This window comes from Pseudomonas sp. ABFPK, assembly GCF_001586765.1.
In the GTDB taxonomy this organism is placed as follows: domain Bacteria; phylum Pseudomonadota; class Gammaproteobacteria; order Pseudomonadales; family Pseudomonadaceae; genus Aquipseudomonas; species Aquipseudomonas asiatica.
Genome location: NZ_LQXW01000023.1, coordinates 288963 through 315266 on the forward strand (window position 1 = coordinate 288963; position 26304 = coordinate 315266).

At 64.1% G+C, this 26304-nt stretch carries 31 protein-coding genes; 20 read left to right on the plus strand and 11 right to left on the minus strand.

All coding sequences use genetic code 11. From position 1 onward, the window contains the following. Window positions 1-65: 65 nt before the first annotated feature. A complete protein-coding gene (locus WM94_RS16545; protein ID WP_061551718.1) occupies window positions 66-410 on the plus strand; it encodes a hypothetical protein in 345 nt (114 codons plus the stop codon). Window positions 411-504: 94 nt separating this feature from the next. Further along, the gene (locus WM94_RS16550; RefSeq protein ID WP_014590513.1) at window positions 505-687 is read left to right on the plus strand and encodes a hypothetical protein; all 183 of its coding nucleotides are present in this window, start codon (window positions 505-507) and stop codon (window positions 685-687) included. Window positions 688-760: 73 nt separating this feature from the next. On the opposite strand, the gene WM94_RS16555 is transcribed toward WM94_RS16550, so the two are convergent. Together WM94_RS16555 and WM94_RS16560 are read right to left on the minus strand one after the other, a co-directional pair. Further along, a complete protein-coding gene (locus WM94_RS16555; RefSeq protein WP_061551719.1) occupies window positions 761-1246 on the minus strand; it encodes a glycoside hydrolase family protein in 486 nt (161 codons plus the stop codon). Between the two features lie 64 nt (window positions 1247-1310). Next, the gene (locus WM94_RS16560) at window positions 1311-1676 is read right to left on the minus strand and encodes a hypothetical protein (protein WP_013973123.1); all 366 of its coding nucleotides are present in this window, start codon (window positions 1674-1676) and stop codon (window positions 1311-1313) included. Between the two features lie 163 nt (window positions 1677-1839). Here WM94_RS16560 and WM94_RS16565 point away from each other — a divergent pair, with 163 nt between their 5' ends. Next, entirely contained in the window at window positions 1840-2664 is an 825-nt protein-coding gene (locus WM94_RS16565; RefSeq protein ID WP_061551775.1) for a S24 family peptidase, read from the plus strand. Between the two features lie 303 nt (window positions 2665-2967). On the opposite strand, the gene WM94_RS16570 is transcribed toward WM94_RS16565, so the two are convergent. Then, window positions 2968-3291 carry a DUF1654 domain-containing protein gene (locus WM94_RS16570; RefSeq protein WP_061551720.1) on the minus strand — a complete coding sequence of 108 codons (324 nt, stop codon included), beginning with the start codon at window positions 3289-3291 and terminating at the stop codon, window positions 2968-2970. Between the two features lie 237 nt (window positions 3292-3528). Between WM94_RS16570 and WM94_RS16575 the strand changes: the two genes are divergently transcribed. Continuing rightward, window positions 3529-4203 (plus strand): polysaccharide lyase family 7 protein, encoded by a 675-nt coding sequence (locus WM94_RS16575; RefSeq protein WP_061551721.1) that lies wholly within the window; start codon window positions 3529-3531, stop codon window positions 4201-4203. Window positions 4204-4768: 565 nt separating this feature from the next. On the opposite strand, the gene WM94_RS30805 is transcribed toward WM94_RS16575, so the two are convergent. After that, entirely contained in the window at window positions 4769-5068 is a 300-nt protein-coding gene (locus WM94_RS30805) for a hypothetical protein (RefSeq protein WP_061551722.1), read from the minus strand. Between the two features lie 329 nt (window positions 5069-5397). Here WM94_RS30805 and pbpG point away from each other — a divergent pair, with 329 nt between their 5' ends. Beyond that, window positions 5398-6324: a D-alanyl-D-alanine endopeptidase gene (gene pbpG, locus WM94_RS16590; RefSeq protein WP_061551723.1), complete on the plus strand. Its 927-nt coding sequence runs from the start codon at window positions 5398-5400 to the stop codon at window positions 6322-6324. Between the two features lie 151 nt (window positions 6325-6475). Here pbpG and WM94_RS16595 read toward each other — a convergent pair whose 3' ends face one another. Next, window positions 6476-6910: a hypothetical protein gene (locus tag WM94_RS16595; RefSeq protein ID WP_039614848.1), complete on the minus strand. Its 435-nt coding sequence runs from the start codon at window positions 6908-6910 to the stop codon at window positions 6476-6478. A gap of 201 nt (window positions 6911-7111) precedes the next feature. Between WM94_RS16595 and WM94_RS16600 the strand changes: the two genes are divergently transcribed. From WM94_RS16600 to WM94_RS16640, 9 genes are all read left to right on the plus strand, one after another. Next, window positions 7112-8446, plus strand: coding sequence for a lysine N(6)-hydroxylase/L-ornithine N(5)-oxygenase family protein (locus WM94_RS16600; protein WP_061551724.1), 1335 nt, complete (start codon window positions 7112-7114; stop codon window positions 8444-8446). A gap of 261 nt (window positions 8447-8707) precedes the next feature. Further along, window positions 8708-9901 (plus strand): PepSY domain-containing protein, encoded by a 1194-nt coding sequence (locus WM94_RS16605; protein WP_061551725.1) that lies wholly within the window; start codon window positions 8708-8710, stop codon window positions 9899-9901. Then, window positions 9898-10437, plus strand: coding sequence for a hypothetical protein (locus WM94_RS16610; protein WP_061551726.1), 540 nt, complete (start codon window positions 9898-9900; stop codon window positions 10435-10437). The genes WM94_RS16605 and WM94_RS16610 overlap by 4 nt, the downstream gene beginning before the upstream one ends. Further along, a complete protein-coding gene (locus WM94_RS16615; RefSeq protein ID WP_025338675.1) occupies window positions 10434-10754 on the plus strand; it encodes a hypothetical protein in 321 nt (106 codons plus the stop codon). The genes WM94_RS16610 and WM94_RS16615 overlap by 4 nt, the downstream gene beginning before the upstream one ends. Then, entirely contained in the window at window positions 10751-11320 is a 570-nt protein-coding gene (locus tag WM94_RS16620) for a DUF6162 family protein (RefSeq protein WP_061551727.1), read from the plus strand. Before WM94_RS16615 ends, WM94_RS16620 begins: the two co-directional genes overlap by 4 nt. 16 nt (window positions 11321-11336) lie before the next feature. Further along, window positions 11337-12239 (plus strand): metal ABC transporter substrate-binding protein, encoded by a 903-nt coding sequence (locus tag WM94_RS16625; RefSeq protein WP_061551728.1) that lies wholly within the window; start codon window positions 11337-11339, stop codon window positions 12237-12239. After that, window positions 12236-12982 carry a metal ABC transporter ATP-binding protein gene (locus tag WM94_RS16630; protein WP_061551729.1) on the plus strand — a complete coding sequence of 249 codons (747 nt, stop codon included), beginning with the start codon at window positions 12236-12238 and terminating at the stop codon, window positions 12980-12982. The genes WM94_RS16625 and WM94_RS16630 overlap by 4 nt, the downstream gene beginning before the upstream one ends. Continuing rightward, window positions 12982-13881 (plus strand): metal ABC transporter permease, encoded by a 900-nt coding sequence (locus tag WM94_RS16635; RefSeq protein ID WP_061551730.1) that lies wholly within the window; start codon window positions 12982-12984, stop codon window positions 13879-13881. The genes WM94_RS16630 and WM94_RS16635 overlap by 1 nt, the downstream gene beginning before the upstream one ends. After that, window positions 13878-14741, plus strand: a complete 864-nt coding sequence (locus WM94_RS16640) for a metal ABC transporter solute-binding protein, Zn/Mn family (protein WP_061551731.1) — start codon at window positions 13878-13880, stop codon at window positions 14739-14741. Before WM94_RS16635 ends, WM94_RS16640 begins: the two co-directional genes overlap by 4 nt. Before the next feature lie 178 nt (window positions 14742-14919). Here WM94_RS16640 and WM94_RS16645 read toward each other — a convergent pair whose 3' ends face one another. The 5 genes from WM94_RS16645 to WM94_RS16665 form a co-directional block, all read right to left on the minus strand. Then, on the minus strand, window positions 14920-15972 hold the full coding sequence (locus WM94_RS16645) for a DUF1615 domain-containing protein (protein ID WP_061551732.1): 1053 nt from the start codon (window positions 15970-15972) through the stop codon (window positions 14920-14922). Window positions 15973-15998: 26 nt separating this feature from the next. Further along, window positions 15999-16550, minus strand: coding sequence for a hydrolase (locus WM94_RS16650; protein ID WP_015270830.1), 552 nt, complete (start codon window positions 16548-16550; stop codon window positions 15999-16001). 57 nt (window positions 16551-16607) lie between these two features. Beyond that, entirely contained in the window at window positions 16608-17327 is a 720-nt protein-coding gene (locus WM94_RS16655; RefSeq protein WP_025338668.1) for a thioesterase II family protein, read from the minus strand. Further along, window positions 17324-17545 (minus strand): MbtH family protein, encoded by a 222-nt coding sequence (locus tag WM94_RS16660; RefSeq protein ID WP_003256222.1) that lies wholly within the window; start codon window positions 17543-17545, stop codon window positions 17324-17326. Before WM94_RS16660 ends, WM94_RS16655 begins: the two co-directional genes overlap by 4 nt. Before the next feature lie 103 nt (window positions 17546-17648). After that, a complete protein-coding gene (locus WM94_RS16665; RefSeq protein WP_015270832.1) occupies window positions 17649-18050 on the minus strand; it encodes a hypothetical protein in 402 nt (133 codons plus the stop codon). A gap of 240 nt (window positions 18051-18290) precedes the next feature. Between WM94_RS16665 and purU the strand changes: the two genes are divergently transcribed. From purU to WM94_RS16695, 6 genes are read left to right on the plus strand one after another with little or no spacing between them, the layout of a single operon-like run. Then, window positions 18291-19157, plus strand: coding sequence for a formyltetrahydrofolate deformylase (purU, locus tag WM94_RS16670; RefSeq protein WP_013973142.1), 867 nt, complete (start codon window positions 18291-18293; stop codon window positions 19155-19157). Further along, on the plus strand, window positions 19154-20065 hold the full coding sequence (folD, locus tag WM94_RS16675; protein WP_061551733.1) for a bifunctional methylenetetrahydrofolate dehydrogenase/methenyltetrahydrofolate cyclohydrolase FolD: 912 nt from the start codon (window positions 19154-19156) through the stop codon (window positions 20063-20065). Before purU ends, folD begins: the two co-directional genes overlap by 4 nt. Further along, entirely contained in the window at window positions 20047-21288 is a 1242-nt protein-coding gene (locus WM94_RS16680; RefSeq protein ID WP_061551734.1) for an FAD-dependent oxidoreductase, read from the plus strand. Before folD ends, WM94_RS16680 begins: the two co-directional genes overlap by 19 nt. 12 nt (window positions 21289-21300) lie before the next feature. Further along, window positions 21301-21606 (plus strand): sarcosine oxidase subunit delta, encoded by a 306-nt coding sequence (locus tag WM94_RS16685; protein WP_013973145.1) that lies wholly within the window; start codon window positions 21301-21303, stop codon window positions 21604-21606. After that, window positions 21603-24506, plus strand: coding sequence for a 2Fe-2S iron-sulfur cluster-binding protein (locus WM94_RS16690; protein WP_061551735.1), 2904 nt, complete (start codon window positions 21603-21605; stop codon window positions 24504-24506). Before WM94_RS16685 ends, WM94_RS16690 begins: the two co-directional genes overlap by 4 nt. A 3-nt stretch (window positions 24507-24509) precedes the next feature. Then, window positions 24510-25115 carry a sarcosine oxidase subunit gamma gene (locus tag WM94_RS16695; RefSeq protein ID WP_061551736.1) on the plus strand — a complete coding sequence of 202 codons (606 nt, stop codon included), beginning with the start codon at window positions 24510-24512 and terminating at the stop codon, window positions 25113-25115. 241 nt (window positions 25116-25356) lie between these two features. Here WM94_RS16695 and WM94_RS16700 read toward each other — a convergent pair whose 3' ends face one another. Beyond that, complete coding sequence (locus WM94_RS16700; protein WP_061551737.1) at window positions 25357-26241, minus strand: LysR family transcriptional regulator; 885 nt, start codon at window positions 26239-26241, stop codon at window positions 25357-25359. Between the last annotated feature and the right edge of the window lie 63 nt (window positions 26242-26304).

The window sequence follows — 26304 nt, forward strand, 5'->3', positions numbered from 1 at the left end:
CTGACGAAGAGTGGAGTCATAGTAATAGGACCCCACACTTGGGGTGTCCTTGCGAGGGTTTCTTCATGAACCGTCACATTCCCGGAATCGCCCTGCTGGTCGGTGCCCTGGCCATCAGTGCGCCCGCTGTCGGCCACGGCGGCCATGGCCATGGCGGTTGGTATGGCCCCGGCCCGCTGCTGGGTGCGGCCGTGGTTGGCGCCGTGGTCGGGGCGACGGTTTATGGCGGGCGTGACCGTACCGTGTACGTCGAGCGCCAGCCGGTCTACTACGGGCCGCCCCCGGTGTACGTGCAACCACCGCCACCGCCGGTGTACTACCAGCCGTACTACGTGCCAGCACCACCGCCCCCAGGCTACCGCACCTACTACGGCCCGCCACCGGTGTATTACGGCCCGCCGCGCTGGTAAATGTTGATGGAACCAATGACCACTATCGAGGAAGTTAATTTCAAACCGCCCCGGCTGCTGCGTAAGGTAGGGCCATGTTTTACAGGAGGTCCACATGGCCACTATCCAGATCATGTCCGTCGTCGGCAGTGCCGTCCCCGCTTCGCTGCGTGAGCAGGGCCTGCTCGCATGCTGGTACCTGGTGCGCAACGGCGAAGCCGTAAGCGGCCCGATGCCGACCCGCGCCTCGGCCCAGGCCTTGGTCGAACAGTTGCAACCAGGCACCTTGGTCGCCTGACCCGTATTTGTTGTGCGTTGCTCCCTACGCCCTTCTGGCCCGCTTACCTGGCGGGTCTTTTTTTGCCTGGGCGTTACGCCTGCACCTCCCCGCCGCAGGCTATGAACATTGCCAACAATGCGGCCAACTGGTGCTCACGCTGACCGTATCCCGCGCCAGGCAAGCTGGCCCAGATAGGCGCGGCCTTGGCGATCGCCTGGGCAATGCGGCCAGCCTTGATCAGCGCCAAGGCACCGCGTTCGCTCAGCAACTTGATTGCCGCCAGGTCCTGGGCCTCAGGGGTAAAGCGGCCATTGAAGCCATAGGTGCTCACGATGGCATCCCAGGTACCGGCCAGAATCTGGTACCGCCCAGCCGCAGAACTGTGGATGCCGTAGCTGGGCAACCACACCCTCTGCTTCGGGTGCCCGCTGTAGTCATTGAACAGTTGGCCGCCGACCAGGACGTTGTAGCCATCGTCGCTGGCAGCGATGGTCGAGGTACCTTCGGACCAGGCCAGCATGTCCAGGAACGCGAGCACGTTCGCACCGCCGACAGCGGCAGAATCCAATCGAGCCATGTTGTCTCCATGCAGAAGAAGCCCATACGCATGGGCGTGAACAGAATTTGTCTTGCGGGCCGCCTCACTCACCCTGCTTCCCGCGCAGGCGGGCGACGCCCTCGCCCTGGACGGTGACCTGCCGGGGTGGATGCCCACCTCGACTGGTCAGCGCTTCGATCTTGCCTTCCAGGCGCCCTACAGTGATCACCAGTTCATTGCGTTCCTTTGCAAACTGATCGGCCCTGGCCTGTGCTTCCCTTCGGGCATCACGCTCGATATCGAGCAACTCGTTCAGGCGCCGGACCACGCCAATATCAGCGTTGTCCATGGCACGGTCAGCCGCATCCCTGGACAGCCACTTGCGCAGCCAGAGGAATGCACCCAGCAACACGGTGCCTGTTCCGCCCAGCCAGGTGATGGTGCCTGGGCCGAGGTCAGTCGGATCCATGAAAACCTCATTACCAATGGTGATGTCGTAAGCCTTGGAGAACAGCTTCTCGGTGGCTTTCCTTGCTTGCATGGTAAATTTAGCCTACAGCTAATTTCATGACAAGGAAAATTTAGCTATGAGCATATTTAGCAGCAAGCTAAACACTGGCATGCTTCGCTCCATGGACATCTACGAAATTCGCAAGCACAACCTGGTCAAGCTGATCGGCAGCCAGAGAAAGGGATCCTGCGCGGAGCGCTGGGGGATGGCGCCCGCGCACCTGAGCCAGATCCTTTCGGACAAGACAGCGAAGAACCTGGGCGATGACGTGGCCCGCAGGATCGAGGGCATCGAAGGCTTGCCGCGGGGGTGGTTCGACGCGATGGCAGCGGGCGACCAGGCGCAGTCGCCGGCCGAGGCTGGCGACAGCAAGCTTTCCGCAGCCGACCTGGTCAAGCAGATGGTTGCCAGAAGCGGCAGAGGCATCCCTGAAGAAACCCGGCAAAGGCTGCTGGCCGCCGCCGAGGAGCCGGCAGATTCGACACTGGTGGCCGCTGAACCTGCTCGGCCAGGCCTGGTGGGCGACGAAGTGTGGATTGCCCACTACGACGTCCGCGCAGCCATGGGTGGCGGGCAGATCCCCCACGACTACCCCGAGATGTTCAAGGATGTTCGCGTCAGCCCAAGCCACCTGCGCGAGCTGGGCGTGGAGTTCAGCGAGCACCACCACCTGAAGATGGTGACCGGTTGGGGCCAGTCGATGGAGCCGACCATCAAGCACCGCGACCCGCTGATCGTGGACGTCAGCATCCGCGAGTTCGTCGGCGATGGAATCTACTTCTTCTCCTGGGGCGACCACATCTACATCAAGCGGCTGCAAATTGCCGACGAAGAGCATTTCGAGATGATTTCCGACAACTCGCGGCACAAGGACCGCATGATTCGCCGGGAAGAGACCTACATCCAGGCCAGGGTGCTGCTGGTGTGGAATGCGCACCTTGTGTAAAGCGAAGCCCACCACCCCGGCGTAATGCTGTCCCTTCGCGGGCAAGCCCGCTCCCACAGCCAAGCGGTACGCGTACCCTGTGGGAGCGGCTTTAGCCGCGAAGAATCCAACGTGGTGCATGGCACCGGCTTCGCCGGTGTTCGCGGCTAAAGCCGCTCCCACAGAGCCCCTGCTAATTCAATGAGTTATGTGCAGTTCTGTGGGAACGGGCTTGCCCGCGAAGGGCTGCAAGGCAGCCCCAATCGATGCCACATCAGACTGGAGTGAGCAGCATTACGTTACCCCGCAGGCTCTTTCTGACCTTCAGAAAGGTGCCGCCTCCTCGGCCTGCTGCTCGCTGTCCTGCTCGACAATAAAGTCGTCGCGCTCCTCCACGCTGCTGCGCTCCCAGCGCACCGTCACGCTCTCGTCGTCGTTGAAGGTCAGTTCCAACTCGGGCGTCTCGGCCAGCAGGCCCATCACCTCCTCCCACTCGGCATCACCGTCGGTATCCAGCCGATGCACCGTCACCCAGCGCTGCGTCTGCGCGAGCGGGTGGTTGATCATCGCTGACACGCGCAAGCTCAGCCGCTCCATTCCGGTCATTTCCTGGCGCTGATGGGGCGTCGACTTCATGTGCTTAGACATATTCTTATCCTGACATCTGTATATTCGTACAGTATTCAAGGGAAGCTTATCTCACCGCCAAATCAAGCGTAAAGCCCTGCTGCGGAAAATTTTCGCCAACAGGTAATTTGTCGCTCGGCGAAATAATTTTAGCCGTAAGCTATTGACGATGATTTAGCGCAAGGCTAATTTTCACTCCAGCAGCCGCCACCGTGCTGCTGCGGCACCAACCGACATTTCCATTCAGGAGTTCCCCCCATGAGCGTAGATATCAGCAACCTCACCATCGCCGTTCCGGTGGCCGAATCGTCGATCAGCACCGTAGCGGTCGAACTCACCGGCAGCGAAGCGATTGCCCTGTACCCGAACTACGTGAAAGTGCTCAGCGATGGTTCGGTCCAATTGTCTGCCCCCACCAAAGGCGCTTCGAGCAAAAGCACCCGCAGGACCCGCTGCGAGTGGTCGGAGCCGGAATACTGGAGCCTGGGCGGCGCCTTGGATCACTGGAATCGCCAGGAAATGACACTGACCAAGGTCAACTGGGCGCAGAAGGTGGTCATCGCGCAGATGCACGTCTACGGGGACGACAGCCCGCCCGTGAAGGTGTTCTGGAAAAAGGGCGACATCACCCTGGGGTTTCGGCGGACCTACAACCAGACTGACCCGATCAACTCGACGGTGCTCAAGGGGGTACCGCTGGGGGCAAAGTTCGAGGTGAGCATCCATGCCACGTCGGCAGGCGTGGTTACCGTTACAGCCAAGTGCAACGGGATGACCGGATCGTCCGGCGATCTGCAGTTCGACAGCACCTGGGCTACACAGCTATTCGAGTTCCACGGCGGGGTCTACAACCAGGTGGACTACACCGATACCACGCCCGCCGATGACGGCTCGATCTGCATCATCAGCGACCTATCGTTGATCCATGCCTGAGCCCAGGCAACTGGCAAGACATCCCGATGCCCTGCATCCCAGCGCAGGTTGCATCGGGATGCCGATTGGCGTTGAGCCGCCCCCAAGCGCTACATACAAGCTAAGCTCCACCTTCGGGCGCTTTTTCGATGGCCCCGGCACCATGCATCTACATCGTCGCTCTCGCGATCCATACCACCTGGCCAGATTTGGCCTTGAAGAGGATGCACCCATGGCGACAATCGAGACTCAAGCTCTTGCGCAAGGTCTCTTGCAAGTAGAAAGCAGCTGGCAAAAGTATGTAATTTCCCAAAAAATACTGAAGGCCTAAGCGGATCCGAACTCAAGGCTGCCCTGAAAGCTAGTGCGCAAGACTATAAAAGGTTTCAGAATCACAGCCAGCAATTTTATGCAGAGGTTCGCAAACGGGTGACTGATGCTGAAAAACTGGAACAAGACAAGCAACTCTACCCTCACTATTACACTTGACGGGTTGATTTGATTTTCTTGTGAACCCAGGTTAGCTCTCAGCATTTCCTGGTAGCGCCCAGCGTATAGCCGGGCATTTCCTTATAGGTTTTGCCCCCTATCTCGAGGCGGTGACAGGGTCTGCAGCGGGAGCGACCTCATCGGCGACTCGACGCGCGCGGCCAACTCCCCAAGCAAGCGCTCGGGCCATAGACTCATTTGGTCGGGAGTCGAAGGCCTCCTCGTGGAGTGCCATGCCGGACCGCGCATAGATACCGATGAACACCTGCGTGCTGCCGGTGCGCGAAAGCCTCACCCGCACATCGATAAAAGTGCCGTCAACAAGGGTTTCCTCGTGAGATCGGTGGTGGAGCGTAGGGTCCGCCCAGGCCCAGTACACATCGCCGCACACGCGCATACAGCCCTCCTGCAACCGTTTGGTGGATGGTCATTAATCCAAAAAATAGCCAAGACGAAGCGGTGATCAAGGCTGTCCAACAGGTTTGAAAGCCAACCCGACAATTGGCTGTTTGCTCCCAGAATTCCCCCCTCAATTCACTGCTGCGACATGGCGAACTGGCGAAACTGGAGACAAACGTAATTGGTACAGGATTAAATTTCGTTCACGTTGCGCCCTTTAGATATAAGGCATTCGACAGGCGTTCAGCCATACTCCAGAATGCAGCGGTTTTTTGGGGGAAAACCCTTGCACAGCCAACGACATACCAACTTTTAGTGAGCCTCAACGTGAAAACATCCCTGTCCATCCTCAGCCTGCTGCTGTTGCTCACAGGTACTGCGACCCTTCCGTCGACCGCTGCTGCACAACCCCCGGCCCAGGTTCAACGTGACCCATCCAAGCTGCACCTCGCCTCGGGCAGCGCCCTGCTGATCGACCTGAACACCAACCAGGAGCTCTATTCGAGCCACGCCGACCGCGTGGTGCCGATTGCCTCGGTGACCAAACTGATGACGGCGATGGTAGTGCTGGATGCCAAGCAGCCCATGGATGAGATACTCACCATGACCATTGCCAACAACCCGGAAATGAAAGGCGTGTATTCGCGTGTGCGCCTAGGCAGCCAGCTCGACCGCCGCGAAACCTTGCTGATTACCCTGATGTCATCGGAAAACCGTGCGGCCAACACCCTGGCCAACCATTACCCTGGCGGCTACCCGGCGTTCATCAAGGCGATGAACGCCAAGGCCCGCAGCCTGGGCATGGCGCACACCCGCTACGTCGAGCCGACCGGCCTGTCGACGCAGAACGTGTCCACGGCCCGTGACCTGGCCAAGCTGCTGATGGCGTCGCGCAAGTACCCGATGCTGAGCGAGCTGTCGACCACTCGCGAGAAGACCGTGGCCTTCCGCAAGCCCAACTACACCCTGGGCTTCCGCAACACCGACCACCTGGTGAACAAGAGCAACTGGGACATCAAGCTGACCAAGACCGGCTTCACCAATGAAGCCGGGCACTGCCTGGTGCTGCTGACCCGCATGGACAACCGCCCGGTGGCCATGGTGATCCTCGACGCCTTTGGCAAGTACACCCACTTCGCCGATGCCAGCCGCATGCGTCAGTGGCTGGAAACCGGTGCTGCCAAGCCGGCGCCGGCGGTGGCCATGCAGTACAAGGCAGAGCGGCAGAACAAGGGGCGCCTGGCGGCCGAATGACCGAAGCCGGAATGATGGGGCCTGCACCGGCCCTATCGCCGGCAAGCCAGCTCCCACAGTGACAGCACCAGGCCTGCGAGAGCAACTGCCCTGCGCGGTCCATGTGGGAGCCGGCTTGCCGGCGATGGGCTGCACAGCAGCCCCAAGTTCGTCAGGCCGTGGTGCTGACCATCCCGCCCGCGCTGCTGCCACCCGTTTTCTGTAACGCTTCGAGCAACTGCGCGGTGGCCTGCAGGATTTCACCATTGATGGTGGCGATGCTCGCCTGCTTGGCGGCCACGGCTGCCAGCTTGGTGGTTTCGTCCATCTTCTGCGCCATCAACTGGGCCAGTTGCTTCTGCTCCTCGGCCAATTGCTTCTGCAGCTTCTTGATCATCTCGCGCAATTGCCTGATGTGCGCAGGCTCCGAACTTTCACTGCTGCTCTGGGCACCTTGAGTCTGGCCACCACCGTTCACCTTCGACGTGTCGGCCTGAGTGCCGACCCCATTCTCTTCAGTCTTTTGCGCATCCTGGCTGTCGGCGGCCTGGGTTGTGCTCAGCGCCTGGCTCGTGGTGCTGATGCTGACTGCTGCAATACCTGTCATGTCTTTCTCCCTGCGTTGCAAATGGTCCTTGGGTTGTTCTGCCTATCGGCCGACAGGCGCAGGCCTTTAGCCCCCTGCTGCAAGTGGCCGATCGGCCGCCAGTAAATTCCCCATCGTTTGGCTCGTTCCACCCAATGTACAAACGCAGGCGCCGGTCTCTCCCGGCGAGCGTCAACATTCGACCATTATGGAACCGCAGCCATGAGCCAGTCTGCAAAACCGGAAACCATCAAGGACCTGATCGGCGTGGGCTTCGGCCCTTCCAACCTGGCCCTGGCCATCGCCCTGGAAGAACTCGCCGAGTCCCACGGCCATGCCCTCGACGCGCTGTTCATCGACAAGCAGCAGGACTATCGCTGGCATGGCGAAACCCTGGCCACCCAGAGCGAGCTGCAGATCTCGTTCCTCAAGGACCTGGTGTCGCTGCGCAACCCCACCAGCCCCTACAGTTTCGTCAACTACCTGCACCAGAAGCAGCGCCTGGCCGACTTCATCAACCTCGGCACCTTCTACCCCTGCCGCCTCGAGTACAACGACTACCTGCGCTGGGCCGCCGAGCACTTCGCCACCCAGGCGGTATATGGCGAAGAAGTGCTGCGCATCGAGCCGGACGTGCAGGCCGGCCGGGTCGAGCACCTGCGCCTGGTCTCGCGCGACGCCCAAGGCCGCGAATACAGCCGCCGCACCCGTTCGGTGGTGGTCGGCAGCGGCGGCACGCCGAAAATCCCGGAAAAGTTCGGTGCCTTCAAGGACGACCCGCGGGTATTCCACCACTCCCAGTACCTGAGCAGCCTGAACAAGCTGCCATGCACTGCCGGCAAGCCGATGCGCATTGCCGTGATCGGCTCGGGCCAGAGCGCCGCCGAGGCGTTCATCGACCTCAACGACAGCTATCCGTCGGTCAAGGTCGACATGATCCTGCGCGGTTCGGCGCTCAAGCCTGCCGATGACAGCCCGTTCGTCAACGAGATCTTCTCGCCGGACTACACCGACCTGGTCTACAACGAACCGGCCGACCAGCGCAGCAAGCTGCTGGGCGAATACCACAACACCAACTATTCGGTGGTCGACCTCAACCTGATAGAACGCATCTACGGCATTCTCTACCGGCAGAAGGTCGCCCACCAGTACCGCCACAACGTACTGTGCCGGCGCCAGGTCGAAGCCGTGGTGGCCACCCGCGAAGGCCTGGAGCTGACACTGCGCGACCTCGCCACCGGCCAGCAGCAGACCCACCGCTACGACGCGGTGATACTCGCCACCGGTTACGAGCGCCGCTCGCACCGTGAGCTGCTGGCGCCCCTGGCCGGCTACCTGGACGATTTCAACGTCGACCGCAACTACCGCGTGCTGACCAGCCCCGACCTGCAGGCCACGGTGTACCTGCAGGGCTTCTGCGAAAACAGCCACGGCCTGAGTGACACCCTGCTCTCGGTGCTGCCGGCGCGCGCTGCGGAAATTGGCCGCGCGCTGTACCAGGACCTGGCGCAGCTGCACGGCAAGCCGCAACCGGCCGTGGCCCTCACCCGCGCCTGATCCCCTAGCCATTTAACAGGACCTGTAGGAGCAGCCTTGTGCTGCGAAGAGGCCGGTACTGACAGTGCATCTCTGTTGTCAGTACCGGCCTCTTCGCAGCACAAGGCTTCTCCTACAGGGTCGCGCCAGCTTTCAGGTTTCTTTGCCCGAAACATTTGCTTGCATTTAAAACGGCAGGTTTTCGATTCTCATTCGTCCTTATCAATACAGCCCCTCTTTGGCTGGGCACACGCTCGACTCCCCATTGCAGAAGACCGTCAGATGGCCAAATCACCGAAAAAATCCAAATCCAGGCTGTGGTTCCTGGTCCACAGCTGGCTCGCCTTGCCGATCTGGTTCTTTGTCCTGATCGTCTGCTTCACCGGCATGCTCGCGGTGGTCAGCCAGGAAATCGTCTGGCTGGCCGACCCCGCCGTGCGCGCCAACAAGCCCGGCGCCGACGCCGAGCGCCTGAGCTTCCAGCAGGTACTGGACGCCCTGCACAAGGCCGAGCCGGACATGGTGGTGGAGCGACTGATCCAGCCCGATGGTTCGCACTTCGCGGTCAAGGCCAATGTCACCCTGCCTGACGGCACCAGCCCGACACTGTATGTAAACCCCTACACCGGGGCCATCCAGGGCAAGACCCCGGACTTCAACTTCGAAGCCTTCACCCGCGCCTTGCACGGCTGGTGGCTGGTTCCGTTCACCAGCGGTTTCAGCTGGGGCTGGTACCTGGTGTCGTTGCTCGGGCTGCCCATGCTGGCTTCGCTGGTAACCGGCCTGGTGGTGTACAAGAAGTTCTGGAGGGGCTTCTTCAAGCCGGTGCGCACCGGCCATGGTTCGCGAATTTTCTGGGGCGACCTGCACCGCCTGGCCGGGGTCTGGTCGATCTGGTTCATCGCGGTCATTTCCATCACCGGCACCTGGTTCCTGATCCAGGCAATCCTGGCCGACAACCACATCACCATTTCCAGCCGGCCCATCGTGCCGGTGATCGCCCGTGAGGACGTGCCGCAAACCCCGAATGGCAGCCCGGCAGCGCGCATCGACCTGGATGAAGCGGCACGTATCGCCGGCCTGGCGGTCCCGGGGCTGGAGATCAGCTTCATCTCGCTGCCGGCCACCGCCTACAGCCACATCACCCTGGCGGGGCCAGGCTGGTACCCGCTGATGTTCCAGAGCGCCTCGGTAAACCCGTACACGCGTAATGTCGACAGCCAGTTCCTGATCAGCGACCGCTCCGCCCTGGAGTTCGTCACCGAGTCGATGCGCCCGCTGCACACCGGCGATTTCGGCGGCCTGCCGATCAAGCTGGTGTGGTTCTTCTTTGGCCTGGTCCTCACCCTGATGGTGTTCAGCGGCTTGCTGATCTGGACCAAACGCACCGCCCAGGCCACCGCCGCCGCCCTCAAGCGCAGCGAGCGCGCACCGCGCATGGCGCGCCATGAACCCACCGCGGAGATCCGCCCATGAGCCAGGCCCAAGCCGTGCCCGTCAGCCCGCTGAAGCAACTGTGGCTGAAGTGGCGTTTTCACCTGAACATCCTGCTGATCCTTATCCCGCTGGGCTTCATGCCCAAGTACTTCGCCGACGCCAAGCTGTTCCGCGGCGAAGCGGGGCTCGGCGCCAATGTGATCAACGACATCCAGGTCGGTCCCTATACCCTGGACCTGGCCGAGATGCGTGACGAGGCGCCCCGCGCCGACGGCCCTGCCGGCCACTTCAAGGTCTTCAATGCATCGCTGTGCAAGGCCTGCGTCAACGGCGTCAAGGCGGCCTACCTGCGCATCGGCAAACCGCGCAGCCTGCGCGCCGCCGGCACGATTTTCTTCGGTGCGCCGTACAACATGGGCACCTCGTTGCCGATCCCGCCACACACCAAGCCCGACGCGCAGATCTGGATCACCCTGGAAGGCTGGGACGGCAGCATGCACCAGGCGTCGGTCCCCCTGGCCAAGGCATCGCCAGCCACCGTGGCCTGGCTCGAGAAACAAGGAGGCAATAAATGAAACACCTGATGCGCACCCTCGCCCTGCCCTTGCTGGTGCTGGCCGCCGGCCCGGCCCTGGCGCACAACCCGATGTGCGAGTGCGAAGAACTGCCTGGCGGCCAGGTCAAGTGCACCGGCGGCTTCTCGGATGGCAGCGGTGCCCCCGGGGTAACCCTGGACGTGATCGCCTACGACGAACAGGTGCTGGTCGGCGGCAAGCTCGGTGATGATTCGACCCTGACCTTCAAGCGCCCGGACGGCGAATTCTACGTGCTGTTCGATGCCGGCCCCGGGCACGTGGTGGAAGTCGACCACGCCGATATCGCCCAGCCATGAGCCGCGCCCAAGTGATTCGCCCGGCCGGTGCCGGGCACGAAACCCTGTACGTGCTGCTGGTCAGCCTGCTGATCGTGGTACTCGCCACCAGCGTGGTGCTGCTGCGCGGCGAACGCGAGGATGAACAGGCCATCGCCAGCCACCAGATCGACGCCCGTCGCAACCTCACCGCCGCCGAGCAAGGCCTGTACACCGACCTGCGGGTGGCCTTCGACGAAATCCAGCTGCTGCGTGAAGAAAACGCCGCCGCGCCCAGCGTGCAGGCCCTGGCCGAGGAAGGCCTGCCGCCGTTCGTGGTCGATGCCGGCAGCCAGGGCCGCGGCAACCACCAATGGTCGTGGCTGGAACCCGGGGCCTACCTTGGCCGCAGTCAGGCCCCGGAAGTGGCCGGCAGCCTGCTGCTGATCCTGCCGGCCGACAGCACCGGCCAGGCCGATGTCTGGCTGCGCCGCGACAGCGCCGCCGTGCCCCCTGACGACCTTGGCCAGGCCGCCCTGATCGCCGCCGGCTGGCAGCAGGTGGTCAGCCATTACGACGCCGGGGTCACCCGCGAACACCGTCACTGAACCCAAGGACTCCCCCATGCTCCGCTCCGCCCTCGCCCTGCTCCTGGCCCTTGCCCTGCCGGCACAGGCCCTGGCCGATAACGGCAAGCCCCTGCGTATCGGCATTACCCTGCACCCCTACTACAGCTATGTGAGCAACATCGTCGGCGACAAGGCCGAAGTGGTGCCGCTGATTCCGGCGGGGTTCAACCCCCATGCCTACGAGCCACGGGCCGAGGACATAAAGCGCATCGGCACCCTGGACGTGGTGGTGCTCAACGGCGTTGGCCATGACGATTTCGCCGACCGCATGATCGCCGCCAGCGAAAAGCCCGGCATCAACACCATCGAGGCCAACCAGAACGTACCCTTGCTGGCGGCCACCGGCATTGCCGCCCGTGGCGCCGGCAAGGTGGTCAACCCGCACACCTTCCTGTCGATCAGCACCACCATCGCCCAGGTCAACAACATCGCCCGCGAACTGGGCAAGCTCGACCCGAACAACGCCAAGCTGTACACGCAAAACGCCCGCGCCTATGCCAAGCGCCTGCGAGCACTGCGTGCCGAAGCACTGGCCAAGGTCACCGAGGCGCCCAGCGCCACCTTCCGGGTCGCCACCATCCATGCCGCCTACGACTACCTGGTACGTGACTTCGGCCTGGAGGTGACTGCGGTGGTCGAGCCAGCCCATGGCATCGAACCCAGCCCGGCCCAGCTGAAGAAGACCATCGACCAGCTCAAGACGCTGGACGTGCGGGTGATCTTCTCGGAAATGGACTTCCCGTCGGCCTATGTCGAAACCATCCAGCGTGAATCCGGCGTGCGCCTGTACCCGCTTACGCACATCTCCTACGGCGAATACACCAAGGACAAGTACGAAGTGGAGATGAAGCGCAACCTCGACACCGTGGTCCGCGCCATCCAGGAGAACCGCGCATGACCGCCGCCGCCAACCTGGTGACAGCCTGCGGGCCGCGCATCGAGTTCGCCGGCATCGACCTCACCCTGGGCCGCACCCGCATCCTCGAACAGGTCAGCTTCAACATCGCCGCCGGCAACGTGCATGCCATCGTCGGCCCCAACGGCGGCGGCAAGAGTTCGCTGATCAAGACCCTGCTCGGGCAGATGCCGCACCAGGGCCAGCTGACCCTGCACTGGCCCGGCGAACGCGAAGTGATCGGCTATGTGCCGCAGGCGCTGGAGTTCGACCGTGGCCTGCCGATGACCGTGGACGATTTCATGGCTGCCATGTGCCAGCGCCGCCCTGCCTTCCTCGGCCTGTCGCGCCGTGTGCAGCCGGCCATCGACGCAGCCTTGGCGCGGGTCGGCATGCTCGACAAGCGCAAACGGCGCATGGGCGCACTTTCCGGTGGCGAACGCCAACGCGTGCTGCTGGCCCAGGGCCTGATCCCCGAGCCGCAACTGTTGGTGCTGGACGAACCGATGTCGGCCCTGGATGAAGCCGGCATCCAGGTGTTCGAACAACTGCTGCAGGGTTGGCGCCAGGCCGGCACCACCGTGCTGTGGATCGAACATGACCTGGAAGCCGTGATGCGTCTGGCCGACCGAGTTACCGGCCTGAGCCGCCAGGTACTGTTCGACGCCCCGCCCGCCCAGGCCCTGACCCCGGAGCGCCTGCTCGGCCTGTTCTCCGTTCACCCGCGTAGCGAGAGCCTTGCCTGATGAGTTTCGAAATCTTTCGGCAAACGGTCCAGGACTGGGCCACTGCCGGCTACCTGCCCGAGGCGCTGGCCTACGGCTTCGTGGTCAACGCTCTGCTGGCCGGTTTGATGATCGGGCCGGTGCTGGGCGGCCTGGGTACCCTGGTGGTGGTCAAGCGCTTTGCCTTCTTCTCCGAAGCGGTCGGCCATGCCGCACTGACCGGCGTGGCCATCGGCATCCTGCTGGGCGAGCCCTACACCGGCCCCTACGGCAGCCTGTTCGGCTACTGCCTGCTGTTCGGCATCTTGCTCAACTTCCTGCGCAACCGCACCGGGCTGTCGCCGGACACGCTGATCGGCGTATTCCTCTCTGTTTCGCTGGCGCTGGGTGCCAGCCTGCTGCTGATGCTGGCGGGCAAGATCAACGTGCACATCCTCGAGAACGTGCTGTTCGGCTCGGTGCTGACCGTCAGAGGCCAGGACCTGGTGGTGCTGGGCATCGTCGCGGTGCTGGTGCTGGCATTGGCAGTGCCGCTGTACAACCGCATCATGCTGGCCAGTTTCAACCCACAGCTGGCAGCCGTGCGCGGGGTGGCGGTGAAAACCCTGGACTACCTGTTCGTGGTGCTGGTGACCCTGGTCACCGTGGCCTCGGTGAAGGTGATCGGGGCCATCCTGGTCGGGGCGCTGCTGGTGATCCCCGCTGCCGCCGCACGCCTGGTCAGCCAGTCGCTGAAGGGCTTTTTCTTCCTGTCGGTGCTGATCGCCACGCTGAGCACGCTGCTGGGCATCCTGCTGCCGATCGTTTTCGACCTGCCGGTGCCGTCCGGCGCCGCGATCATCCTGGTCGCCGGCATCTGCTTCGCCCTGGCGGCGCTGGCCCGCGCCCTCGTCCCCCGCCTGCAAGGAAACCCGGCATGAACCTGAAACGCCTGACCCTGGCGCTGGCCCTGGCCGGCCTGCCGTCGCTGTCTTTCGCCACGCAAGTGCTGACCACCCTGCCCGTCACCCACAGCCTGGCCAGCGCCTTGCTCGAAGGCACCAAGGTGCAGCTCAAGCGTGCAGCACCCGCCAACCTGCCTGCCAGCCGCCAGCCTTCCTATTTCAGCGGTCGCGGTGGCGCCAGCCTGCACAAGGCCGCGCAGCAGGCCGACGCGGTGATCGGCGTGCGCTCGATCTGGCGTGACGACCCGCTGTACCCGATGGCCCGGCGTAGCAATATCCGGATCGTCGAAATCGACGCCGCACGGCCAGTGGATGGCGCGCTGCCGGGCATAGCGGTGAGCGGCGACGAGGCCTATGGCGCATACCCCTGGCTCAACCCGACCAACTTCGGGCGCATGGCCGATGTGGTAGCCAATGACCTGGAGCGGTTGGCGCCGGGCGACAAGGCGCAGATCCAGGGCAACCTGGCCGGGCTCAAACGCCAGTTGCTGGAGCTTTCGGCCAGCAGCCAGACACGCTTGGCCAAGGTCGACAACCTGACGGTGGTGAGCCTGTCGGAACGGCTGGGTTATCTGGCCAGCGGGTTGAACCTGGACATGGTCGAGCAGCCGCTGCCAGCCGAGTGGGATGCGACTGCGCTGAAGGCGCTGGGGGACAACCTGAAAGCGCAGGATGTGGCGCTGGTGCTGGACCATCGGCAGCCGGAAGCGGCTGTGGCCGAGGTGATCAAGGCGTCCGGGGCGAAGCTGGTGGTGGTGGAGAGTGACCCTGAGGATGCACTTGCCGGATTGAAGGCCAGTGTGGATCAGGTAGTTGCCGCCCTGGGCGAAAGCTGATGTTCTCCTCGCAGTCCCACAGGCCTGCACGGTCCCTGTGTAGGAGCGGCCTTGTGTCGCGATGGGCTGCGCAGCAGCCCCAAGGGTTCAGCGGTGATGCACAATCTTGGGGCTGCTGCGCAGCCCATCGCGACACAAGGCCGCTCCTACAGGACCGCGCTCGACAGCCAGGCCACCATTAACGCTTCATGCACCGCTGATAACGCTCATCAACCCGCCCGGCAAACCACGCCGTGGTCAGCTTGCGGGTGATCTTCGGGCTTTTCAGCTGAATCCCCGGCAGCACCGCCCGTGGCACCGGCTTGCCGGCCGCGGCATCAGCAAGGGCAAACACCCCGCTGTACAGCTCGCTGTCCTCGAAGGCCAAGCTATCGCCCTCCTCCAGCTGGCTGCGAATCTGCGGGTTGCGCAGGCCCAACTTTCCTCCCAGTTTGCGTGCCGCCTTTTCAGTGGTCCCGGGCATGATCGAGCCCGGCGCCACCAGGTCGCCATCCAGCGCCAGCGTCACCCCCGTCACCTTGCTCAGTGCCGCCTGAAATGCCGCATTGCGGCTGGCGTACCAGCCCGCGTTGAAATCGGCAAAGCGGTACAGCTGGCGATCGTAGTTGGCCGAATAGCCCAGCAAGTGGGCGATACCGAAATACATGCCGCCGCGCCGGGTGAACACTTCCTGGCGAATGCTGCCGTCGTGGCTGTAGGGGTAATCCCGCGCATGCTTTTCGGCAAAGTCGATGCTGACCTGCATCGGCCCACCGGTATGCACCGGGTTCAGCCCGCCCAGCAAGGTCTTGCCCAGCGGTACGCGAGCGATGACTTCGTCGTACAGTTCGCTCAGCTGCTTCTCGCTGCGCACCGCCTGCAAACGTTGCTGGTAGCTCTTGCCATTACCCGACGGCGCCTTCAGTGCACCGTCGACCAGCAGCTTGGGGATGTGCAGGCGCGCAGCGCGGCGGTCGATTTCCTCTCGGGCGATACGCCCCAGGTTGGGCACTTGCGGGTCGGCATTGAAGGTCGACTCCTGCTCGGTCACCGCCAGCACCGCGCACAGGTTGCTCTTGCTGGGGGCAATTCGCTGGGCCTCGAACGCCACCTGAATGTCCCGGGCCCAGCCCTCGCGGTCCTTGGCCTGGGCGGGTAACAGCCGCAGCAGTTGGGCGCGGACCTTGGCCGGGTCCGTCTCGAGCGCTTCCTCACGACGCCCGGCGCAACCTTGCAGCAGCGCCAGGGCCATCAACCCGGCAGCCAGTAACCGGCCGTTCAGGGCTGTTCACCGACCAGGTAGGTCTTGCTGATGTGCCGGAACAGCGGGTGGCTGGCACTGCCCATGAGCTCGAACAGAACCATTTCGCGGGTCACCACCTGCGCCCCCGCGGCCCGCATGCGCGCCAGCCCTGCGGCCTTGCTCGCCGGGGTACGGCTGTCGCAGGCATCCTCGACCACGAACACCTGCTTGCCCAGCGCCAGCAGGCCGAGCACGGTCTGCAGCACACACACGTGGGTTTCCATGCCACAGACAATCACTTGCTCACGCGCCATCAAACTTGCTGGCAGGCACTCGGCGGCCACGCAGGAAAAATGGCTTTTCTCCACCACCTCGGCGGCCGGCGCTGCGGCCAGCAGTTCGGCCAGGGTATGGCCCAGGCCTTTGGGGTACTGCTCGGAAATCACCGTCGGCAGTTCCAGCTCGTTCGTCGCTGCCAGCAGCCATCGGGCCCGCGCGCGGGTGCCTTCAGGGTCGCTCATGGCGCCAATGAGTTTTTCCTGGATGTCGACGACCAGCAGCGTGGCCTTGTGGGGATCGATCAGCATTGTCTGCCTCTTGCCTGGGAAAAGGCCTAGCCTCCCCCAGGCAAGCGGTGACGTCAATCAGGCGGACAGCCGAAGCGGTTGCAGCGACGCGGTGAGTGCAGCGAGCACCCGGTCCTCATGCTCATGGATGAAGAAGTGGCCGCCTGGGAACATCTGCAGCGAGAACGCCCCGAGGGTTTCCTTGCGCCAGGCCTGCAACTGCTCGTCACTGGCGCGGTCCTGCATGCCGCCCAACACGTGCAGCGGGCACTGCAAGGCCGGCCGCTGGCGGTAGGCGTAGGTACCACACAGCAGGAAGTCGGCGCGCAGGGTGGGCAAGGTCAGGCTCATCAGCTCGGCGTTGGCCAGCACTTCCTCGGGCGTGCCCTGAAGCTCGCGCAACTCGCCGATCAACTCGGCATCGCTCTTGGGCTCGCGCCAGTTCTTGCCGTCGTAATCCTCGCGCCGGGTCGGCGCTGCAGTACCGCAGGCAAACAGGGCCAGTGGCGCCGGGCAGCCCAGCGCTTGCAGCTCATGGGCCAACTCGAAGGCCAGCAAGGCGCCCAGGCTATGGCCGAGCAGCGCGTAGGGGGTGCTGGCCGCCAGGCGCTGTTCGGCGGCCAGTTGCCGGGCCAGGGCCTGCATGTCGGTGTGCAGTGGCTCGGCCATGCGCGCACCACGCCCGGGAAGTTCCACCGGGCGTACCTGCAGCCACGTCGGCAGCTTGCGCCGCCAGCGGCTGTAGACCATGGCGCTGGCCCCGGAATACGGCAGGCACAGCAGGTTCAATGCAGTCACTGGGCGGCGGCTTCGGCCATTTTCTGGCGCAGGCTCAGCGGGCGCATGTCGGTCCAGACTTCATCGATGTAGGCCAGGCAGTCCTTCTTCAGGCCGCTCTTGCCTACGGCACGCCAGCCGTTGGGGATGGCTTTGTAGTCGGGCCAGATCGAGTATTGCTCTTCGTGGTTGACCACTACCTGGAACTGGATATCGTCGCGGTCGAAAACGGAAGTCATTGCCTGTCTCCTTGAGTGATGGGTGCTGCTGCGCGCCTGGCGCAGGGGGGCCTTCAAGTAGACGTGGCGTGCGGCGAAAAAATTAGTGGGGCTGACGCGGTCTTCAGGTATCCCGCAACAGGTCGTGGGTATCGAGCAAGCGGAAGGCCACCTGCGGGTTGCGCTCCAGCCCACGGCGGATCGCCGCCGGGATCGACTGCCGGGTCTTGCGGCATAGCCCGGGCTGGTCGTCCAGTTCGATGACGATGCCGCGCATGGTTCGCACTTCGTTGAAACCGGGGGCAATGTGCACGCGAATGCCGAGGTTTTCATACATCCGCTGCTGCAGGCGTTGCAGGTCTTCCAGGTCCTTGAGGTTTTCCAGGCGGTCGAGCAGGCGTTTCTCCTCCTGGCGGGTCAGCAGGAGGATGCGCTGAGCGGCCTGCGGGTGATCGACCAAGTGTTCGCGGCCGCAGTCGCAGGCGCCAGGGGGGCAAGGTTGGCGCAGAGGCGGTGTAGTGCTCATGGAGCAATCATAGCCTGTACCGGCCTATTCGCGGGTGAACCCGCTCCTACAGGTCCCGGCTAAAACTTTCCTGTCAGGCAAAAAAAATTCACAAACCTCTAGACCGTCACCCGCCTCTTCGCCTATAAATCGCCTAAAGGAAATTTATATTCCTACCAAGAAATATTTCTTCGCCTCCACGCGAAGCCTCTTTTGCCCTTGTGCCCGACCTGCCCCACTCCATCACGAGGCCTATCCGACATGCATCCCGCTCCCGATCACTTCATCCTGCGCGTCAGTTGCCCGGCCGTGTCCGGCATCGTCGCCGCGGTGACCACCTACCTGGCCGAGCACGGTTGCTACATCAGCGAGATGGCGCAGTTCGACGACGAGGACAACGGGCGCTTCTTCATGCGCGCGGTGTTCCGCTACAACACCGGTGTCACGGGTGACACACCGCAGCTGGAAGCCGGCTTTGCCGATGTCGCCCAGCGCTTCGACATGCAGTGGAGCCTGCACAGCAGTGCCCGGCCGATGCGCGTGCTGCTGATGGTGAGCAAGTTCGACCACTGCCTGTCCGACCTGCTGTACCGCCATGCCAAGGGCGAGCTGGACATGCAGATCACCGCCGTGGTCTCCAACCACCTGGACCTGCGCCCGATGGCCGAGCGCCAGGGCATCCGTTTCGTCTACCTGCCGGTCAGCAAGGACACCAAGGCCGAACAGGAAGCCGCGCTGCTGCGCATCGTCGAGGACACCGGTACCGAACTGGTGGTGCTGGCGCGCTACATGCAGATCCTCTCCGACGACCTGTGCCGCCAGCTGTCGGGCCGGGCGATCAACATCCACCATTCGTTCCTGCCCGGTTTCAAAGGCGCCAAGCCTTATCACCAGGCCTACCAGCGCGGGGTGAAGCTGATCGGTGCCACCGCCCACTACGTCACCAGCGACCTCGACGAAGGCCCGATCATCGAGCAGGAAGTGCAGCGCGTGGACCATGCCTACGCACCGGATGACCTGGTGGCCATCGGCCGCGACACCGAGACCATCGCCCTGTCCCGCGCCGTGAAATACCACCTGGAGCATCGGGTGTTCCTGAACCACGACCGCACGGTGATCTTCAAATGAACGCCACTCCCGGTATCAAGCTGATCGACGGCAAGGCCACCGCGACGCGGGTGCTGGCCGAGGTACGCGAGCAGGTGCAGGAGCTGCGCCAGGGCGGCGTGCAACCGGGCCTGGCGGTGGTGCTGGTCGGCGCCGACGCTGCCAGCCAGGTGTACGTGCGCAACAAGGTGCTGCGTGCCGAAGAGGTGGGCATCCGCTCGCTGGAGCATCGCCTGCCCGCAGACACCAGCCAGGCCGAGCTGCTGACCCTGATCGACCGCCTCAACCGCGACACCGAGGTCAACGGCATCCTCGTGCAACTGCCGTTGCCGGCCCATATCGACGAACACCGCATGCTCCAGGCGATCAGCCCACTGAAGGATGTGGACGGCTTCCACAGCGAGAACGTCGGCGGCCTGGCCCAGGGCCGCGATGTGCTCACCCCGTGCACGCCCAGCGGCTGCATGCGCCTGCTGCGCGATGCCTGTGGCGAACTGCGTGGCAAGCATGCGGTGGTGGTCGGCCGCTCGAACATCGTCGGCAAGCCCATGGCCGCCCTGCTGCTGCAGGCCGACTGCACGGTGACCGTGGTGCATTCGCGCAGCCGCGACCTGCCGGCCTTGTGTCGCCAGGCAGACATCCTGGTGGCCGCAGTGGGCAAGCCACGGCTGATCGGTGCCGACTGGCTCAAGCCTGGCGCGGTGGTGATCGATGTCGGTATCAACCGCATCGACGAAGGCGGCCACAGCCGCCTGGTCGGCGATGTCGACTTCGCCGCCGCCCTGCCCCAGGTGGCCGGCATCACCCCGGTACCCGGCGGCGTCGGCCCGATGACCATCGCCTACCTGATGAAAAACACCCTGCTCGCCCTCGACCTGCAACAACAGGCCGCCCACCAGGAGCGCACCGCATGCCTTTCGCCCTGCTGAAATACGGCCTGAGCGCCGACTACCCGGTGGAGGTCGACCTGCCACCACCGTGCGAACTCAAGCCACGCTATGACGTGGTGATCATCGGCGGCGGCGGCCACGGCGTGGCCATCGCCTACTACCTGGCCAAGTACCATGGCATCACCAATGTCGCCGTGCTGGAGAAGGCCTACCTGGGCGGCGGCAATACTGCGCGCAACACAGCGGTCATCCGCTCCAACTACCTCACCAGTGAGGGTGTGCGCTTCTACGCAGAATCGGTGCGCATGTTCCAGAATCTGTCGAACGAGTTCGACTTCAACATCATGTATTCCGAGCGCGGTCAGCTCACCCTCGCGCACACCGACGCCACCGTGCGCGCCTTTCGCCAGCGCGCCGAGGTCAACAAGCATTTCGGTGGCCGCACGGAGATGATCGACCGCCAGCAGATCCGCGAACTGGTGCCAAGCCTGAACCTGAACCCAGGCCACCTGCCGGTGCTGGCCGGCCTGTGGCACATCGACGGCGCCACCGCGCGCCACGACGCAGTGGCCTGGGGCTACGCCAGACAGGCGGCCAAGCGCGGCGTCGAGATCCACCAGCTGACCGAAGTGCAGGACTTGCTGATCCGCAGCGGGCGCATCGAGGCGGTGAAGACCAACCGTGGCACCGTGCAGTGCGGTTGCGTGGTGCAGGCCGTGGCCGGGGCCAGTTCGCTGCTGATGGCCAAGGCCGGCATTCGTGCGCCGATCCACACCTACCCGCTGCAGGCCATGGTCACCCAGCCGTTCAAGCCGTTTCTCGACCCACTGGTGAGCTCCTCGGCGCTGCACTGCTACGTGCAGCAGACCAACCGCGGCGAGATCGTCTTTGGCGGCGGCTCCGACCCCTACCCGCTGTACAACACCCGCTCCACCCTAGACCTCAAGGAGAGCCTGCTGGCACACGCCATCGAGATGTTCCCGTTCATGGCCAACGCCAAGCTGATGCGCCAGTGGGCCGGGATCACCGACATGACCCCGGACTACAGCCCGATCATGGGCCTGTCGCCGGTGCACAACTATTACCTGGATGCCGGCTGGGGCACCTGGGGTTTCAAGGCCACGCCGATCTGCGGCAAGACCATGGCCGAGCTGGTCGCCAGTGGCGGCAAGGTGCCGGAACTGATCGCACCCTTTGCCCTGGAGCGCTTCAGCCGCTTCCAGCAAGTCAACGAAATGGGCGCCACCGCGGCCAGCCACTAAGGAGCGACGACGATGAAGATCCTGACCTGCCCCTTGAACGGCCCGCGCAATATCAGCGAGTTCACCTACGGCGGCGAATTCAGGCACATGCCCGACCCGGCCAGCTGTAGCGATGCGCAATGGGCCGACTATGTGTTCAACAGCGACAACCTGGCCGGGGTGGTGACCGAGTGGTGGCTGCACAACGCCTCCAGCTACTGGTTCCTGGCCGAACGCCACACCGTGAGCGACCAGGTGCTGCGCACCTTCGACCCGAAAGAACTGTTCGACCGCCGCGTCGACTTCACCCCCGCCGCCACCCCGGAGATTGCCGGATGAACAGCCACACTCGCCTCCCCGCGCCCATGGGCCTGCTGATCGACCGCGAGCGGCCCCTGCACTTCCAGTTCGACGGCCAGGCCTGCCAGGGCTTTGCCGGTGACAGCATCGCCAGCGCCCTGCTCGGCAGTGGCCGCTGGCTGCTGTCGCGCTCGTTCAAGTACCACCGCCCGCGCGGCCCGCTGAGCATGGCCGGGCAGGATGCCAACACCCTGGTGCAGCTGCCGGACGAGCCCAATGTGCTGGCCGACCTGGAAGCCGCCCGCGATGGCCAGGTAGTCGAAGGGCAAAACTTCAACGGTAGCCTGGCGCACGATCGCGACGCCTACCTGGGCAAGTTTTCGCGCTTCATGCCGGTGGGCTTCTATTACCGCTCGTTCTACAAGCCCAAGGGCATGTGGAAGGTGTGGGAGCCGCTGATCCGCAAGAAGGCCGGCCTGGGCGTGCTCGACCTAGGCTTCAGGCCGCAGTACTACGACAAGGCCTATCTGTTCGTCGATCTGGCCGTGATCGGCGCTGGCCCGGCTGGCCTGCGTGCGGCACTGGACGCGGCCAATGCCGGGGCCAAGGTGTTGCTTGTCGAGCAACAGCCGGTGCTTGGCGGCTCGCTCACCTACGCCCGCTTCGACATTGCCGGCACCCGCGCCACCAGCCTGCGCCAGGAACTGCTGGCTGCCGTCGAGGGCCACCCGAACATCCAGGTGCTGCTGGACGCCACCTGCAACGGCTGGTTCACCGACAACTACCTGCCGGTGATCCAGCACAAGCGCCTGTACAAGGTGCGCGCCAGCCGCTGCCTGGTGGCGGCCGGTTCGTTCGACCAGCCAGTTGTGTTCCGCAACAACGACCTGCCGGGGGTCATGCTGACCAGCGCCGTGCAGCGGCTGATGAAGCTGTACGCGGTAAAACCCGGCCAGCGCGCGGTAGTCCTCACCGGCCACGATGACGGCTACCTCGCCGCCCTCGACCTGCAGGAGCAAGGCGTGGCCGTGGCCGCGGTGGTCGACATGCGCGCTGCGCCAGCCGATGCCGCAGTGGCCGCCGAACTGAAGCGCCGCGATATACCCGTGCACCTGGGCAGCACCGTGTACGAAGCCCTGCACAAAGCGGGCATGCGCCACGTGAGTGGCGTGGATATTCGCCCGATCACCGGCCAGGGCAAGGTCGGCCCGCATGGCCTGCGCCTGGCCTGCGACCTGCTGTGCATGTCGGCAGGCTACATGCCGGTGTACCAGTTGCCGTTCCAGGCTGGCGGCAAGCTGGCCTACGACGTCAACCGCGACGAGTTCGCCATCAGCAACCTGCCGGCCGAGCTGGACATCGCCGGCTCGGTGAACGGCCGTCACGCTCTGGGTAATGTACTGGCCGACGCCACTCGCGGGGCTGCCGATGCGCTGGCAGCGCTGGGCCTGGAAGCGCCGGTGCAGCCAGTGTTCAGCGCCGAAGCCAAGGTCAACTTCACCTGGCCGATCTTCCCCCACCCCAAGGGCAAGGATTTCGTCGACTTCGACGAAGACCTGCAAGTGCGCGACATCGTCAACGCCACGCGCAGCGGCTACCGCGATGTGCAACTGGTCAAGCGCTTCTCCACGGTCGGCATGGGCCCGTCCCAGGGCCGCCACTCGGCGCTGCCGACCGCCCGCCTGGTGGCCCACGCCACCGGGCGCAGCATCAGCGAAACCGGGGTGACCACCGCCCGGCCACCGTTCCAGGCGGAAAAACTGGCCCACGTCGCCGGCCGCGCCTTCGACCCGTACCGGCAAACGCCCATGCACCGCCGCCACCTGGAAGCCGGGGCGAAGATGATGCCGGCCGGCATCTGGCAGCGCCCGGCCTATTATGGCAAGCCCGAGGACCGCGAACGCTGCATGCAGGAGGAAGCCCGCCATGTGCGCGAGAAGGTCGGCCTGATCGACGTTTCCACCCTCGGTGGCCTGGATGTGCGCGGCCCCGACGCCGCCGAACTGCTGGAGCGCCTTTACACCTTTGGCTTCGCCAAGCTGGCCATCGGCCGCACCCGCTACGCGCTGATGACCAACGAGCATGGCGTGGTGATCGATGACGGCGTGTGCGCCCGGCTGGGTGAGCAGCACTTCTACGTCACCGCCACCACCAGCGGCGTCGACCGCATCTACCAGCAGATGCTGAAGTGGAATGCGCAATGGCGCCTGGATGTGGACATTACCAACGTCACCGCCGCGCTGGCCGCGGTCAACCTGGCCGGGCCGCTGTCACGCCAGGTGCTGGCCAAGGTGTGTGACGATGTGGACCTGTCGGCCGAGGCCTTCCCTTACCTCGGCGTACGTCAGGGCACAGTGGCCGGCATTGCCGCGCGCATCCTGCGGGTGGGCTTTGTGGGTGAACTGGGCTACGAAGTGCACGTGCCGGCGCGCCACGCCGAGCGCCTGTGGGATACCTTGATGCAGGCTGGCGCGGGGTTGGGCATTCGCCCGTTCGGCGTCGAGACCCAACGCCTGCTGCGCCTGGAAAAGGGCCACGTGATCATCAGCCAGGACACCGACGGCATGACCCACCCGGCGGAGATCGACATGCAGTGGGCCATCGGCCGCAAGAAGCCATTCTTCGTCGGCAAACGCTCGATCGAGATCCTCGAAGCGCAGCCGCTCAAGCGCAAACTGGTCGGCTTCACCCTGCCCAAGGGCAGCCCGCAGCCGCTGGAGGGGCATCTGGTGCTGGACGGGGCGGACATCAGCGGCAACGTCACATCCTGCGAATACTCGCAAACCCTGGGGCAGATCATTGGCCTGGCTTACGCCGGTGCCCATCAGGCCACGCCTGGCATGCACATCCCGATCCGCGTTGAGGGCGGTGTGATGGTCAATGCCAAAGTGGTGCCACTGCCGTTCCACGATCCCGACAACCTGCGCCAGGAGCTCTGAGCGATGACCAGTTTGCAAGCCAAAGCTTTTATTTCACCCGGCCCGCAGGCCGAACTGCTGCATACCTGCGCGTTGACTGACCTGACCGATCTGGCACGGGTCGGGTTTCGCGGGGGCGACAGTGCCGCTTGCCTGCAGGCGCGTGGCTACCGCTTGCCGTCGCTACCCAACCAGGCCGTACGCCAGGAAGACGGTGGCTGGATAGCGCGCTTGTCACAGACCGAGTACCTGTTGCTGGGCAGCCTGGCCGACGGCGGTGCACGGGTGGCTGCCGAAGAGGCCGGGTGGGTGCAGGATACCCGGCGCAACTACCTGCTGCCGCGCCAGGATAGCCATGCCTGGCTGCAGCTCTCGGGGGTGCATTGCAGCGCGGTGATGGCCAAGTTGTGCGGGGTGGACTTGCGCGCCCGGGCGTTTCCCGTTGGGGCGGTGGCGCAGACCTCGGCGGCGCGGATCAACGTGATCGTGCTGAATGTGGGGAGCGATGAGAGGCCGGCGCTGCAGTTGCTGTTTGATCGGGCATCGCTGGCGTATTTCCGTGAAGCGGTGCTGGATGCCATGGATGAGTTCGATGGTGGGTGGGTCAGGGTAGATGAACTGATGCGTTGACCTGCACCGGCCTCTTCGCGGGTAAACCCGCTCTCATAGAACAACACATGACTCATTGGTTCGGCGAGGTCCTGTAGGAGCAGCCTTGTGCTGCGAAGAGGCCGGGGCTGACAAAGCCTGTCTATTGGCTGTACCGGCCTCTTCGCAGCACAAGGCTGCTCCTACAAAGGACGCGTCAGACGAGCGATATTGGTTCTCTGCGCGACAGCGCAGCCCAAAGGGCTGGGCAATCTCCCGAAGGTCAGAGCTGCACCAAGCGCTCACGCAGGAAGTTCACAAACCCCTGAACCGGCCGCGCCACCTGCCGGTGCTGGGGGTACACCGCCGACAACTGCAGTGCTGGCGGCCGCCACTCATCCAGCACTGTCACCAGTCGCCCATCCGCCAACGCCTGTCCCACGATGAAGGTTGGCAGATAAGTCACCCCCATCCCGGCAATCGCCGCATCCCTGAGCAGCTCGCCATTGTTAGCCCGCATCCGCCCGACTACCTGGATCGCCTGTACCTTGCCGCCCTGGCGGAACTGCCACTGCACCTGCCGCGAATGACCATACGGCAGGCAATCATGCCCAGCCAGTTGCTCCGGCCTGGCCGGCACGCCCCGAGCCTCCAGGTACGCCGGGCTCGCACAATACACCCGCTCGACACTGGCAATGCGCCGCGCAATCAGGCTGGAATCCTCCAGCGCACCAATCCGTAGCGCCAGGTCATAGCCCTCGCCGATCAGGTCCACTGCGCGGTCGCTCAAGTCCACCTCCACATCCACCTGCGGGTGCAACTGCAGGAACTCGGTCAGCAGGCACCCCAGGTGCGCCATGGCGAACGACAGCGGCGCACTCAGACGCAAGGTGCCACGCAAGGCCTGGGCCTGGCCGCTGATGTCGTGCTCCACCTGCTGCACTTCGCCGAGCAGGCGCAACGCCGACTGGTAGTAGTGCTGGCCCAGCGGCGTGGCATCCAGGCGCCGGGTGGAGCGGTTGAGCAGGCGCACGCCCAGGCGCTCCTCAAGCTGCATCAGGCGCCGGCTGACCGATTGCTTGGACATCCCCAGGCGGTCGGCAGCCGCAGTGAAACTGCCAGCTTCCATGACCTGGGCAAAGATCCGCATGTCTTCGTAAGGGTTCATTGTCTCGCTCTTGGTGACAGTCAAACGCTTTATAGCGGCTTTTTCCCATCAGCGCATCTCCCT